This is a genomic window from Stenotrophomonas sp. FR012 (genome assembly GCF_047520565.2).
GTDB lineage: Bacteria > Pseudomonadota > Gammaproteobacteria > Xanthomonadales > Xanthomonadaceae > Stenotrophomonas > Stenotrophomonas sepilia.
The window spans coordinates 326,087-339,783 of sequence record NZ_JAXBQL020000003.1; the positions used below are offsets into that span (position 1 = coordinate 326,087).

The 13,697-nt window shown below is 67.7% G+C and carries 11 protein-coding genes; 5 read left to right on the plus strand and 6 right to left on the minus strand.

From position 1 onward, the window contains the following. Positions 1-135 precede the first annotated feature (135 nt). Positions 136-1,770: an NAD+ synthase gene (locus tag ACM0O9_RS07665; RefSeq protein WP_188239670.1), complete on the plus strand. Its 1,635-nt coding sequence runs from the start codon at positions 136-138 to the stop codon at positions 1,768-1,770. 114 nt (positions 1,771-1,884) lie between these two features. On the opposite strand, the gene ACM0O9_RS07670 is transcribed toward ACM0O9_RS07665, so the two are convergent. Continuing rightward, positions 1,885-3,090, minus strand: a complete 1,206-nt coding sequence (locus ACM0O9_RS07670; protein ID WP_235649156.1) for a lipase family protein — start codon at positions 3,088-3,090, stop codon at positions 1,885-1,887. A gap of 199 nt (positions 3,091-3,289) precedes the next feature. After that, entirely contained in the window at positions 3,290-4,177 is an 888-nt protein-coding gene (locus ACM0O9_RS07675; protein WP_414604129.1) for an outer membrane protein assembly factor BamD, read from the minus strand. Positions 4,178-4,290: 113 nt separating this feature from the next. Here ACM0O9_RS07675 and rluD point away from each other — a divergent pair, with 113 nt between their 5' ends. From rluD to ACM0O9_RS07695, 4 genes are read left to right on the plus strand one after another with little or no spacing between them, the layout of a single operon-like run. Beyond that, positions 4,291-5,280 carry a 23S rRNA pseudouridine(1911/1915/1917) synthase RluD gene (rluD, locus tag ACM0O9_RS07680; protein ID WP_083297626.1) on the plus strand — a complete coding sequence of 330 codons (990 nt, stop codon included), beginning with the start codon at positions 4,291-4,293 and terminating at the stop codon, positions 5,278-5,280. Beyond that, on the plus strand, positions 5,280-6,050 hold the full coding sequence (pgeF, locus tag ACM0O9_RS07685; RefSeq protein WP_061480570.1) for a peptidoglycan editing factor PgeF: 771 nt from the start codon (positions 5,280-5,282) through the stop codon (positions 6,048-6,050). The genes rluD and pgeF overlap by 1 nt, the downstream gene beginning before the upstream one ends. Before the next feature lie 20 nt (positions 6,051-6,070). Next, positions 6,071-6,577, plus strand: a complete 507-nt coding sequence (locus ACM0O9_RS07690) for a DUF4166 domain-containing protein (RefSeq protein ID WP_197599137.1) — start codon at positions 6,071-6,073, stop codon at positions 6,575-6,577. Continuing rightward, on the plus strand, positions 6,552-6,989 hold the full coding sequence (locus ACM0O9_RS07695; RefSeq protein WP_005418590.1) for a thiol-disulfide oxidoreductase DCC family protein: 438 nt from the start codon (positions 6,552-6,554) through the stop codon (positions 6,987-6,989). Before ACM0O9_RS07690 ends, ACM0O9_RS07695 begins: the two co-directional genes overlap by 26 nt. A 71-nt stretch (positions 6,990-7,060) precedes the next feature. Here the strand turns inward: ACM0O9_RS07695 and otsA are convergent, their stop codons facing one another. The 4 genes from otsA to ACM0O9_RS07715 form a co-directional block, all read right to left on the minus strand. Next, a complete protein-coding gene (gene otsA / locus ACM0O9_RS07700) occupies positions 7,061-8,425 on the minus strand; it encodes an alpha,alpha-trehalose-phosphate synthase (UDP-forming) (RefSeq protein ID WP_065178921.1) in 1,365 nt (454 codons plus the stop codon). Beyond that, entirely contained in the window at positions 8,422-10,203 is a 1,782-nt protein-coding gene (locus tag ACM0O9_RS07705; protein WP_053499222.1) for a glycoside hydrolase family 15 protein, read from the minus strand. Before ACM0O9_RS07705 ends, otsA begins: the two co-directional genes overlap by 4 nt. 41 nt (positions 10,204-10,244) lie before the next feature. Beyond that, positions 10,245-11,003 carry a trehalose-phosphatase gene (otsB, locus tag ACM0O9_RS07710; protein ID WP_061480563.1) on the minus strand — a complete coding sequence of 253 codons (759 nt, stop codon included), beginning with the start codon at positions 11,001-11,003 and terminating at the stop codon, positions 10,245-10,247. A 147-nt stretch (positions 11,004-11,150) separates the two neighbouring features. Beyond that, positions 11,151-13,586, minus strand: coding sequence for a TonB-dependent receptor plug domain-containing protein (locus ACM0O9_RS07715; protein WP_414604171.1), 2,436 nt, complete (start codon positions 13,584-13,586; stop codon positions 11,151-11,153). Positions 13,587-13,697 lie beyond the last annotated feature (111 nt).

Here is a 13,697-nt window from a genome sequence, read left to right on the forward strand (position 1 = left end):
CGGCTGCCTGAAACAGAAGGGCCGCCTTTGGGCGGCCTTTCTGCGTCTGGCGTGCGGTCAGACCCCTTTTGCCATGCAAAAGGGATCTGACCCCGGCGTTACAATGGAAGCATTGCAACCACAGGCTGGATTCCCATGGCTTCGATCCGCATCGCGATGGCGCAGTTCGACTTCCCAGTCGGCGACGTCGCCGGCAACACCGAGCGCATCATCGAGATGATCGGCCAGGCGCGCGATGAGTACGGCGCCGAGCTGGTGATGTTCCCCGAGCTGGCGGTGAGCGGCTACCCGCCGGAGGACCTGCTGCTGCGCCCGGGTTTCCTGTACGAGTGCGAGCAGGCGATGACCCGCATCGCCACCGCCTGCCGTGGCATCACCGCCGTGGTCGGCTGGCCGCAGGCGGCTGGCGCGGTGGTCTACAACGCTGCCAGCGTACTGCGTGACGGCCTGGTCGAGCAGACCTACCGCAAGCGCGAACTGCCCAACTACGCGGTCTTCGACGAGCGCCGCTACTTCGACGTCGATCCGGATGGTGGCAGCTGCGTGTTCGAGGTCAATGGCATTCCGGTCGGCCTGCTGATCTGCGAGGACCTGTGGTTCGCCGAGCCGCTGGCCGACACCACGCGCGCGGGTGCGCAGCTGGTGGTGGTGCCGAATGCTTCGCCCTACGAGCGTGGCAAGCACGCGCAGCGCGACGCCGTGCTGGCCGCGCGTACCCGCGAGAGCGGGGTGGCCATCGCTTACCTCAACGTGGTGGGCGGCCAGGATGCGCTGGTGTTCGACGGTGCTTCGGTGGTGGCGGATGGTGATGGCACGGTGCACCCGGCCGCTGCTGCCTTCGTCGACCAGTGGCTGGTGGTGGAGTATGACGGTGAGACCCGCCGCTTCATGCCGCATGTGTGGATGGACGACGGCGACGAGAGCATGGACGCGCTGGCCTGGCGCGCGGTGACCCGTGGCATCCAGGACTATTGCCGCAAGAACGGCTTCAGGAAGGTGTGGCTGGGCCTTTCCGGTGGCATCGACTCGGCCCTGGTGCTGGCATTGGCCGTGGATGCGATGGGCGCGGAGAACGTGACCGCCGTGCGCCTGCCCTCGCGCTACACCGCCGGCCTGTCCAACGACCTGGCCGCCGAGCAGTGCCGGGCGCTGGGGGTGAAGCTTGACGCTGTGTCGATCGAGCCGGCGTTCAAGGGCCTGATGGAATCGCTGGCGCCGATGTTCGAAGGCACCGCGCCGGACGTGACCGAAGAGAACCTGCAGTCGCGCAGCCGCGGCGTGATCCTGATGGCGCTGGCCAACAAGTTCGGTGGCCTGTTGCTGACCACCGGCAACAAGAGTGAGTACGCGGTCGGCTACGCCACCATCTACGGCGACATGTGCGGTGGCTATGCGCCACTGAAGGACCTGTACAAGACCGAAGTGTTCGGCCTGTCCAAGTGGCGCAATACCGTGGGCGGCGCACCGGTGATCCCGCCGGCGGTGATCAGCCGCCCGCCGTCGGCCGAGCTGCGCGAGAACCAGCTGGACCAGGACTCGTTGCCGGCCTATGACGTGCTGGACGGCATCCTCTACCGCTACATCGACCAGGAGCAGTCGCGCGGCGAGATCGTGGCCGCCGGCTACGACGCAGCCGTGGTCGACCGCGTGCTGCGCCTGGTGCGCATCAGCGAGTGGAAGCGGCACCAGGCCGCGCCGGGGCCGAAGGTCTCGCGCCGCGCGTTCGGCCGCGAGCGGCGCTACCCGATCAGTAACGGCTACAAGGGCTGAGGCAGCGCTTGGCGGGTCGTGCCGGCCGCTGGCCGACAACCCGTTGGCCCCTCCCCGGTGGGTGCGGAGCTTGGTCCGCACGATGGTCGAAGATCATCCACGCTTGGCGTGGATCTACCGGACTCCGTCGAGCAACTGTTCGAGACCGGCGGTTTCCGCAGCGTCGTTGAAGGGATCGTCCCCCAGTCGCGCACGTACGAACCGCAGGCCATCGGCCGCCGCTGCGTCCAGCGTGCCCCGGTGGTCGACGGGGTAGCGCCGGAACGCGACCGGCTCGCCTCGCAGGGCCAGCCCAGCGGCGTACAGCAGGGTGGTCAGGTAGGGCACATCGCGGTCCTGGCTGCCATGGCCCAACATCAGCGGTTGGCTGAAGCCGCGGCGCGGTACGCCGAGATAGTCGTACAGCACCGCCCAGATGCCCGGCACGCTGGCCAGCGGCTCAGTGAACATGCTGCCGGTGTCGGCGCCGTCCAGCGTGGTGGCCAGTTCGCCCAGGCACTGCTCGCGTGCCACCGCCACCCGCGCGCGGCCTTCATCGCTGAGGACGCGGTCGATCTGCGGGGCGACCTGCAGCAGGCCATCGAGCAGATACGCGTGATACGCGTTGAGCGCGCCCGGATTGGCGGTGCGGTTGTCCGGCTTCATCACCAGCGCGGTCAGTTCGACTGCGGTGGGCGTGCCGGTGGTGAAGCTGCCGCGGTACTGCAGCGACGGTCCGCCATAGGTGGGGGCGATGTGGCCTGCCGTGAGCGCGGCGGCACCACCCTGCGAATGGCCGACCGAGACCCAGCGCGGCGACAGCGTCCCGTTGCCGAGGTACTGGCGGCTGGCCTTGATCATGTCGATGGCGTTGCGCGCGGCAGTGCGCACATGCAGATAGGCATGGTCGCCTGAGCTTCCGAGGCCCTGGTAATCCGCGGCGACCACTGCATAGCCCTGTGCCAGGAACCGATCGAGAAAGCGCCCGTCGCGTTCGGGTTGGTAGGGGCCGGAGACCGAGGGCGCACAACGATCCGCAATGCCCTGGGTGCCATGCGCCCACGACACCACCGGCCAACCGCCGAGGGGCGGCGTGCCGGCGGGCAGGTACAGCAGGCCGGTGCCTTCGGCCAGCTGCCCGCGGTGGTCAGGGGTGCGGTAGTGCAGTTTGTAGGCCTGGGCGGCCTGGGACGGCACCCAGGTGGCGCGATAGGGGGCTGCGGACAGCAGTTCGCCCGCTGCGTCCTGTGCGGCGGCCGGCGGCGCCGAGGTCAGCGCCAGCAGCGCGATGGCGAGGAGGCAGGACAGAGGGCGGATACTGCAGCAGGGCAGACGGGCCATGGGGCGCTCCGTGATGGCCGGTGTGGCCGTGGCGCTGCAGTGTGGATGGCCGTGCCCGGGCAGGCTGCGACCGGCGTCGCATCCGCCGTGGATTCGTAGCATTCCTAGGTGCCGGCCCCGGCGCGGGGAGGCGGACGAGGAAAGCAGTCGAGCATGGCTTGACTCTACAAAGAAGAAGGGCCCCTTTCGGGGCCCTCGCTTACTTCTTTTCCAGTCGCGCGTTGCGCTGGCCGGTGCTGGCGGACTTCTCGCCGGCGAACGGGTTCAGCTTGCGGATCATCCACGGGTACTTCGGCCACTTGCCTTCCAGCCACGGGTGGTCCGGCTGGTTCAGCTGCAGGACGCGGCGGGCGTCGTCGGCCAGGGTCTTGTTGCCCAGGTGGGTGTAGGAATCGGCCAGCACGGCCACGGCGTCGTACTGGAAGGCGCTCTGCGGGTAGGTTTCCAGCAGGTAGTTGGCGCGGCCCACGGCTGACACCCAGGCGCCGCGGCGCATGTAGTACAGCGCGTTGTCCAGCTCGTGCTGGGCGAACACGTCACGCAGCTCCAGCATGCGCTGGCGCGCATCGGCGGCGTAGCGGCTGTTCGGGTAACGATCAACCACGATGTTGAAGTCCGAGTACGCCTGGTGCGGCGTGGACAGGTCGCGGCGGCTGGCATCCAGCGACCATACGCGGCGCAGGAAAACCGTACTGCGGTTGGAGTTGGCCAGGCCGCGCAGGTAGTACAGATAGGCAACGTTGCGGTGGGTCGGGTAGGTACGGATGAAGCGGTCGATGCTGGACACCGCGTCATCGTGCTTGCCGGCCTTGTACTGGGCGTAGGCGGTTTCGATCATCGCCTGCTCGGTGTACGGACCGTACGGATACTGGGCCACCAGACGGCGGAAGCTGGCTTCCGCGCCGCTCCAGTTGCCGCCCTGCATCAGCTTGTAGCTTTTCTCGTACAGCTGTTCGACCGGCACGCCTTCATCGGGGCGATCACCCTTCTTGGCGCCGCGATGGCAGCCGGTTGCGGCGATGACCAGCACCAGCAGCAGGGCGGTGAGGCGGACGGGCGCGGAGAGCATGGCGGAGCGTCGGATCATGGGGTCGAGGCGGGACGCGGCTGGAATACGAAGGGTCGATGATAGCCTAGTGTCCTGTCCAGCGACTGAAACCGGCCGCCGGGACCCCAAAATTTCAAAGAATGCCCCCTGCCATGTCTGAACAACCCTCTGAATCGGCCCGCCAGGCCATCGTCCCCGACACCGCCGCCGGCCGCCGTTTCGACGCGGTCGTGGCCGAACTGTTCCCCGAATACTCGCGCTCGCGGTTGACCGAGTGGATCAAGGCCGGGGAGGTCCTGCTGGACGGTGCCCAGGTGCGCCCGCGCGATCCGCTGCGCGGCGGCGAGGTGGTGACCCTCAACGCGGTGCTGGAAACCCAGACCGATGCCCAGCCGGAGGACATCCCGCTGGACGTGCTGTTCGAGGACGAGCACCTGCTGGTGATCAACAAGCCGGTGGGCCTGGTGGTCCATCCGGGTGCCGGCAACCACAGCGGCACCCTGGTCAACGCGCTGCTGTTCCGCGATCCGTCGGTGGCGGTGCTGCCGCGCGCCGGCATCGTGCACCGCCTGGACAAGGACACCAGCGGCGTGATGGTGGTGGCCAAGACCCTGGAAGCGCAGACCGCGCTGGTCGAGCAGCTGGCGGCACGTGACGTGCACCGTCAGTACCTGGCCATCGTGATGGGCGCTTTGGTGGCCGGTGGTACAGCCGATGCCCCGATCGACCGCCACCCGCGCGACCGCCTGAAGATGGCGGTGCGTGAGGACGGCAAGGAAGCGGTGACCCACTACCGCCTACGCGAGCGCTTCCGGGCACACACCGCGCTGGAGTGCCGCCTGGAAACCGGCCGTACCCACCAGATCCGCGTGCACATGGCGCACGTTCGCCATCCGATCATCGGCGACCCGCTGTATGGCGGCGCGCTGAAGCTGCCCAAGGGTGCCAGCGACGAGCTGGTGGCCGCGCTGCGCGGCTTCAAGCGCCAGGCCCTGCACGCCGAGACCCTGGAGTTCATGCACCCGATCACCGGTGAACCGGTGCGCAACACCGCGCCGGTGCCGGAGGACATGCTGCACCTGATGAAGGTGCTGCGCGAAGACAGCGAAGCCTTCGCCGCCCGCGAGCGGGACCGCTGGTGATGGCGGCCGCGCTGCCGTTGCTGCAGGCCGACTGGCCGGCGCCCGCAGGCGTCCATGCGCTGACCACGCGCCGGCACGGTGCGGGCATCTCGCCGGCGCCGTTCGCGCAGTTCAACCTGGGCAACCGGCACGCGGCCGATGGTGATACCCCAGCCAACGTTGAGCACAACCGCCAGCTGCTGCAGCAGGGGCTGGCGCTGCCGTCGGCACCGCACTGGCTGCGCCAGGTGCACAGCAGCACCGTGCTGCGCTTCGATGCACCGCCGGTGCCCGGCGCGAGCGAGCCGGTGGCCGACGCGGCGGTAACCTCGGTGCCGGGCGTGGTGCTGGCGATCCTGACCGCCGACTGCCTGCCGGTGGTGTTCGCCGCCGCGGACGGCAGCGAGGTGGGCGCGGCCCATGCCGGCTGGCGGGGGCTGGCCGACGGCATGCTGGAGGCCACGGTGGCCGCCCTGCAGACGCCGCCGGCGCAGCTGCGGGCCTGGTTGGGCCCGGCCGCCGGGCCGTCCGACTATGAGATCGGCGAGGAGGTCTATCACGCCTTCGTCGGCCATGATCCCGCTGCTGAGCGGGCGTTCGTCGCGACCCGTCCCGGACACTGGAAGGTGGACCTGTTCGCGCTGGCGCGGCAGCGCCTGCAGTCTGCGGGGATGGACCCGGCACAGGTGTATGGTGGCACGGTGTCGACGATGGCCGACCCGGACCTGTATTCGCATCGGCGCGATCGTCGCACCGGGCGCATGGCGACCCTGGCCTGGATCGCGCCCTGACTGCGCCGCTGTTCGCGCGTGTGCTGGGGCCGGCCTTTGCCACCCTGGCAGGACCGGTGCAGGCGCTGCATGCCGCGCCGTTGCCGTGCCGCTACGCAGGGCAGGCCTGCATCGTGAGGGGGCGGCACTGGCTGGTGCCGCTGCTGGCTGCGTTGGCGCGGTTGCCACAGGACGGTGACGCGCTGCCCACCGAGGTGGCGTTCAACCGCTACCGGCAGGGCGAGCAGTGGGCGCGGCGGTTCGGCCGCTGGTCAATGGTGTCGCGGCTGTGGGCGCACGAAGGGTATCTGCGCGAGCAACTGGGCGCGGTGCGCTTCGAGTTCGCGCTGCAGGCCCGCGACGGTGGTATCGACTGGTCGGTGCGTCGGGTCTGGGCGTTCGGGCTGCTGCCGCTGCCGACGCGTTGGTTCGGCGGTGTGCGCTGCCGTGAAGCCTGGCAGGGCGAGCGCTACACTTTCCTGGTCGATGTGACGCTGCCCTGGGCCGGAGCCCTGATCCGCTATGAAGGTTGGCTCGAACCGCAGTGACGCTGCCGCCGAGGCTGGCAGCGCGGTGGTCGTGTTCGATGGCGTGTGCGCACTGTGCAATCGCTGGGTTCGGTTCCTGCTGCGTTTCGACCGCAGGGGGCGCTACCGCTTTGCAGCGATGCAGGGGCAGAAGGGCAGCGCGATGCTGCGCGCGCACGGGCTGGATCCGCAGGACCCGATGTCGTTCCTGCTGCTGGACGCACAGGGGGCCTGGACCGATACCGATGCGATCCTGCGCGTACTTGCGGGGCTGGGCGGCGCCTGGCGCCTGGCCGGCGTGCTGCGGCTCGTGCCGCGCGGCTGGCGTGATGCGGCGTATCGCGCGCTGGCACGCAACCGCTACCGCTGGTTCGGTCGGCATGACACCTGCCATCTACCCGCACCGGAACAGGCCGCGCGGTTCCTGGATTGACGAAAAAGGGGACGGAGGGGATTAAGTCGTTTGTGCATAAACGACTTAATCCCCTCCGTCCCCTTTTTTCTTCAGCCTTCCAGCGCGTCGAGGTAGCTGCGGCGCCAGTGGTTGATGTCGTAGGTGCGCAGATGTTCCATCATCGCGTGCCAGCGTTCCTTGCGCCTGCTCAGTGACATCGTCGCTGCGGTGGCGATCGCGTCGGCCACGCCGTCGAGGTCGTGCGGGTTCACCAGCAGTGCCTGCTTCAGTTCGTCGGCGGCGCCGGCCAGCAGTGACAGCACCAGCACGCCGGGATCCTCCGGGTCCTGCGAGGCCACGTATTCCTTGGCCACCAGGTTCATGCCATCGCGCAGCGGCGTGACCAGGCCGACCGCCGCCGCTCGGTAGAAGCCGGTGAGCGTGGCATGGGTGAAGTTCTGGTTGACGTAGCGCAGTGGCGTCCAGTCCGGCTCGGCGTGGCCACCGTTGATGTGGCCGGCGATCTGTTCCAGTTGGCTGCGCAGCTGTCGGTACTCGGTGACATCGCCGCGCGAGACCGGCGCAATCTGCAGGTAGGTGAGCGAGCCGCGCTGGTCGGGGTGACGCTGCAGGTAGCGTTCGAAGCCGAGGAAGCGTTCGGGCAGGCCCTTGGAGTAATCCAGGCGATCCACGCCAATCGCCAGCTGACGGTCCCGCAGGCTGCTGCGCAGGTTCTTCACTGCGGCCTTGGTCGCGGCGGTGCCGGCCTGGCGTGCGATCAGGTCGGTGTCGATGCCGATCGGGAAAGCCGCCGCGCGGAATCGGCGCCCACCGGGTGCTTCCAGCTCACCGTTGTCGAGCACGCGGCCACCACCGAACAGGCGCAGGTACGTCTGGAAGCGATCGGCATCGCGCTGGGTCTGGAAGCCGACCAGGTCGTAGGCGTACAGCGCGGAGAACAACCGCAGGTGGTCGGGCATGGCCTGCAGCAGGTCGGCCGACGGCATCGGAATGTGCAGGAAGAAGCCGATGCGGCAGCCGATGCCGCGCTCGCGCAGCAGTGCGCCGAGCGGGATCAGGTGGTAGTCGTGGATCCAGACGATGTCGTCCTCGCGCAGCAATGGTGCGAGCTTGTCGGCGAACAGCGCATTGACCTTGTGGTAGGTCTCGCGGGTGCCGCGGTCGTAGTCGACCAGGTCCAGCCGGAAGTGCAGCAATGGCCACAGCGTGCGGTTGGCGAAACCATTGTAGTAGCCATCGACCTCGCGCTTGCTCAGGTCCATGGTGACGTAGTCGATGTCACCATCCTTCTGCCGGTGCAGCGTGCCGCTGCCTTCCTTTACGGTCTTGCCGCTCCAGCCGAACCACAGGCCGCCGCGCTCCTTCAGGGCGGCCAGCAGGCCGACCGCCAGGCCGCCTGCGCGGTTCTCGCCGGGCACGGCCACACGATTTGATACCACGACCAGACGACTCACGATGCCTCCTGCCAGGACCGCGACAGGCGCATCGCGGCGGTGATCAGGCCGACATGCGAATAGGTCTGCGGGAAGTTACCCCAAGCCTCGCCGGTGTCGAAGGCCAGATCCTCCGACAGCAGGCCCAGGTGATTGCGCTGCTTCAGCAGCAGCTCGAACATCTCGCGCGCCTCGTCCAGGCGCCCGATGGCGGCCAGTGCGTCGATGTACCAGAACGTGCAGATGGTGAAGCTGGTTTCCGGCTCACCGAAGTCATCCGGAGCGACATACCGGTACAGCGAATTGCCGTGCTTGAGGTCACGGCCGATGGCTTCGACGGTGGCGATGAAGCGGGCGTCCATCGCGTCGATGAAGCCGATGTCGGCCAGCAGCAGCAGCGAGGCGTCCAGGCGATGGCCACCGAAGGTATCGGTGAAGTGGCCCAGCTCTTCGCTCCACGATTCGGCCATGATGCGCGCGTGGATGGTGTCGGCACGTGTGCGCCAGTAGTGGGCGCGGTCATCGCGCTTCAGCCGCACGGCGATCTTGCACAGGCGGTCGCAGGCGGCCCAGCACATCGCGCTGGTGTAGGTGTGTACCTCGGTGCGGCCGCGGAACTCCCACAGGCCGGCATCGGGTACGTCGTGCAGGGCGAAGGCCTGCTCGCCGAGGGGTTCGAGGCGGGCGAAGGTGTGCGCATCACCCGGGTCCTGCAGGCGCCGGTCGAAGAACAGCTGCGTGGACGCCAGCACGACGCTGCCGTAGACATCGTGCTGGCGCTGCACCCAGGCCAGATTGCCGCGTCGTACCGGGCCCATGCCGCGGTAGCCGGACAGGCTGGGGACCTCATCCTCGTCCAGCTTGGCTTCGAAGCCGATGCCGTACAGCGGTTGCAGCGTACCGTCGGTGGTGGCCAGGTTGAAGATGTAGCCGAGGAACTGTTCCATCGTGCGCGTGGCGCCGAGGCGGTTCAATGCACGCACCACGAACGCGGCATCACGCAGCCAGCAGTAGCGGTAATCCCAGTTGCGCACGCTGCCGGGGGCTTCAGGAATGGAGGTGGTCATCGCCGCGATGATCGCGCCGCTGTCCTCGTACTGGCACAGCTTCAGCGTGATCGCACTGCGGATCACCGCGTCCTGCCATTCCAGGGGAATGGACAGGTAGCGCACCCATTCGCGCCAGTAATCGCGGGTACGCTGGAAGGCCTCCTGCACATAGCCGCTGATCGAACGGTTGAGCGATTCATCCACGCCCAGGATCAGGTGGATGGGATGGTTGAGCACGAACGGCAGGCCGTCGCGCACGAAGCGCACCGGCACGTCGGTGGTCAGCCGCAGCACGTGTTCGGGCAGCACCCAGCGCACATGGTTGCTGCCCCAGGTGGATTCCGGAACGCGCGCGCCCCAGTCCGCCAGCGGGCGTGCGCGTACGGTGATGCGCGGGCTGCCAGCCAGCGGACGCACCTGGCGGATCAGGCTGACCGGGCGGTAGAAACGGTCGTTCTGGCGCCAGCGTGGGGCGAAGTCGAGGATTTCCAGTTCGCCGCCGTGCATGTCGCGCAGCACGGTGCGCAGGATCGCCGTGTTGGTCAGGTATTCCTGCTCGCTGCTGGCGAAGTCTTCCAGCTCGATGGCGAAGTCGCCACCGGTCTGCTGGTTGGGGCCGAGCAGCGCACAGAAGGTAGGGTCGCCGTCGAAGGTGGGCAGGCAGCTCCAGACAACGCGGGCACGTTTGTCGACCAGGGCGCCGAAGCTGCCGTTGCCGACCACGCCCAGATCAAGATCGGGTTGGGTCATCACGCGGTACATCTCGGTTGCGGCCGTGGGGGTTGGCCGGGTCAATAGGCATTCTCACGCAGCCAGGCGTGCACGCTGCGTATGTCGGGCAGCGCGAACACCGCCGCGCTGGGTTCACGTTCGCCCACCAGCACGCTCCAGCCATGCTGGCCGTTGGCGGCATCGAAACCGAACTCATCGGTCAGGTCATCGCCGAGGAACACCGGCAGGCGACCGCGGAAGGGCAGGTACTGCATCATCCGAAGCACCGCACGGCCCTTGTCGGTGCCGACGGGCACGAATTCGACTACATGGTCGCCGGGTTGCAGGCGGTAGCTGGCACGGCCCCGCACGTGGCGGTCGGCGAAGGCGCGGACGTCCCTGGCTGCATGCGGCGCGCCGCGCCAGTGCAGGGCCAGGCCGACACCCTTGTCTTCCACCAGCACGCCGGGATGGCCGTGGGCGAAGCGCATCGCCTGCTGGTGCAGTGCGTGCAGCCATTCGGCGGTGTCGTCGTCGTGTTCGTCGCGCAGTACGCGACCATCCTGCCCACGCAGTTCATGGCCATGCAGGCCCGCAGCAGGCAGTTGCAGCGGAGCGAACAGTTGATCCAGCTGTTCGAGCGGGCGACCACTGACCAGTGCCACGGCACCTTCCAGGCGGTCGCTGATGCGGCCGATGGCTTCGCGCACATCCGGCAGCAGCTGCACGGCATCCGGGCGTGCAGCGAATTCAATCAGGGTGCCGTCGACATCAAGGAACAACGCGCAGGCGTCATCCAGCAATGGCGGCGGCGGACGCAGGGGGAGCGGTTCAGCCATGACGCCCAGCTTGCCAGCGTGGGCGTGTACGTGGGGTCGAGGGCAGGCTACGGATCGGGGTAGTGCCGGCCGCTGGCCGGCAACGTGTCAGTCCTTGGATGCACCCTGCGGTGGGGGGGCCGCGGCCGCCACTACCGGGCTGGTGAATCAGAACGTATAGCGGACGCGGCCGTAGTAGTACGCACCGTTGCTGCCGATCGGCGACAGCACGTCGTACGGCAGGTTGCCGAAGTAGTGAATATCGCTGTTGGATCGATCCGGATAGTTGTCGGTCAGGTTCTGCCCGCCGAGAGCCACGCTCCACTGCGGGGTGATGCGGTATTCGACTTCCGCATCCAGCTGCCACTCGGCCTGGTAGGTCTGGCGCGGGATGTAGCCCTCACCGAAGTTGAACACGCGGGTGGCGCTGCCATAGCGGTTCACGCGGGTGCTCAGCGACCAGTGGTCGTTGCTCCATGCGGCCGAGAAACTACCACGCGTGCGCGGCGTGGCGTCGGTCAGCGTGTTGGTCTCTTCGATGCCGAACAGCACGTAGTCCGGATTCAGCGCGCGCAGCTGGGCCGGGGTGGCCAGCACGTTCTTCAGCGTGGTCTTGGTATACGCATAGGTGCCGGTCAGCAGCAGCTGGCCATCGCCCAGCGACTGGCGCCAGTTGCTCACCAGCTCGGCGCCACGGGTGCGGGTGTCGGCGGCGTTGATGAAGAAGCTGGCGCTCTGCAGGCCGCTGACGCCGTAGTTGGCGGCCACGTAGTCGGTCAGTGCATCACCGGTGATGCTCTCCGACAGTGCAATGCGGTCATCGATGTCGATCTGGAAGAAGTCCAGCGAAAGGTCGAAATGCTCGCCGATGCGGCTGGTGAAACCGAGCGAGGTGTTCAGCGATTTCTCTGGTTTCAGGTTCTGCGCCCCCAGGCCGCGTGCGATCGGATTGTTGACTGACAGCAGGCGGCCCTGCACCAGCTGGCCACCTGCGTTGTAGCCGGTGGAGGTGGACTCGTAGCCGATCTGTGCCAGCGACGGCGCGCGGAAGTTGTTGGAGATGGCGCCACGCAACGCGAACGCCGGGGTGAACTCATAGCGCAGGCCGAGCTTGCCGGTCAGTTCGCCGCCGAAGTCGTCGTTGTGCTCGTAGCGCGCGGCCAGGTCGGTGGAGAACTTCTCGCCGAACTGGCTGGACAGGCTGGCATAGGCACTGGCCACATCGCGCGACAGGCGCGCCGCATCCTGCGGGGTCAGGCCACCACCGGCCTGTGAACCGGTCGGGCGGTCGGTGTACGGGCCGGCCGCATAGCTGGCCGGGTCGCCGGGGCGGGTCTGGTAGCGCTCATGGCGTGCTTCCACGCCCAGGCCCAGCGTGTGGCTGATGCTGTCGCTCTGGGTGAACACGCGGCTCAGATCGAGATTGCCCACCGTCTGTGCGTACTGGTAATCGGCGGTCTTGAAGCGGGTCGGGCTGGTCGGGCCCAGCGAGGCGTTGAGCGAATCGCGCAGGCGGTAGGTGAAGTCGTTCTGGCCATAATCCAGGCTGCCGTCGTAGCTCCACTCGCCCCACTGGCCGCGCACGCCGGCCACGGCCTGTACGTCGCGGTTCTCGCCTTCGGAGATCGGTCGGTAGCCGTTCGGATAGACCTGCTTCCAGTTGGCATCGCCATCGGGATAGCGGAAGTAGTTCGCGCCTTCGGTATCCCGCTGGTTGAAGGTACCGAACGCGTAGAACGTCGAGGTCTGGCCCATCGGGATCTCGGTGTTCAGCCACAGGTTGATGTCCTTGCTCTTGCCATCGCCCAGCACATAGTTGCGCTTGCCCTGCAGCACCAGGTTGTCCGGAGTCTGGTCCCACGGCGGAATCTGGTCGAAGCCGGCGCGGTTGGTACCGTTGCGGTGCTTGTATTCCAGGCCGACGCGCAGGAAGCCGCCGTCTTCGCCCAGCGAGGTGCCGACCTTGGCGCTGAGGTTGCCGGTCTGGCCATCGGTGAGGGTGCGGCCGATCGGCTTGAGGTCGGTGTGGTTGGCACCGTAGCTCGCCTCGATCTCGCCGCCGTCACCGCCGTTGTCGAGGATCACGTTGATCACGCCGGCCACGGCGTCCGAGCCGTACAGCGCCCCGGCGCCATCGCGCAGCACTTCAATGCGCTTGATCGCGCTGACCGGAATCGAATTGAAATCGACCGGGGTGGTGCCCTTGCCGATCTTGCTGTCGGTGTTGACCAGCGCGGTGTGGTGGCGGCGCTTGCCGTTGACCAGCACTAGCACCTGGTCCGGCGACAGGCCACGCAACTGCGCAGCGCGCACATGGTCGGCGCCACCGGAGTTGGACTGGCGCGGGAAGTTGAACGACGGCAGCAGCGCCTGCAGCGCGCTGCCCAGCTCACCGTTGACCACGCCCGCCTTGCGGATGTCCTCGGCGGTGAGCACATCCACCGGCGAGGTGGATTCGAGCACGGTGCGGTCGGCGGCACGGGTGCCGGTAACGATCACCGTATCCAGGTTGGTGGCGTCCTGGGCCAGGGCCGGGGCGGCCGCGGAGGAAAGCGCGAGGGCGATGGCGAGGCCGAGCGGCGACGCGGGCAGGCGGGCGGACATGGGGGCTCCAGCAACAACGACGACGGGGGAAGGGGAGATAGTTTCACTTACATCCATCCGGATGAAGCGATATATTATCTTCGCGTGATGACCGGTGCGGATGCAAGCCCC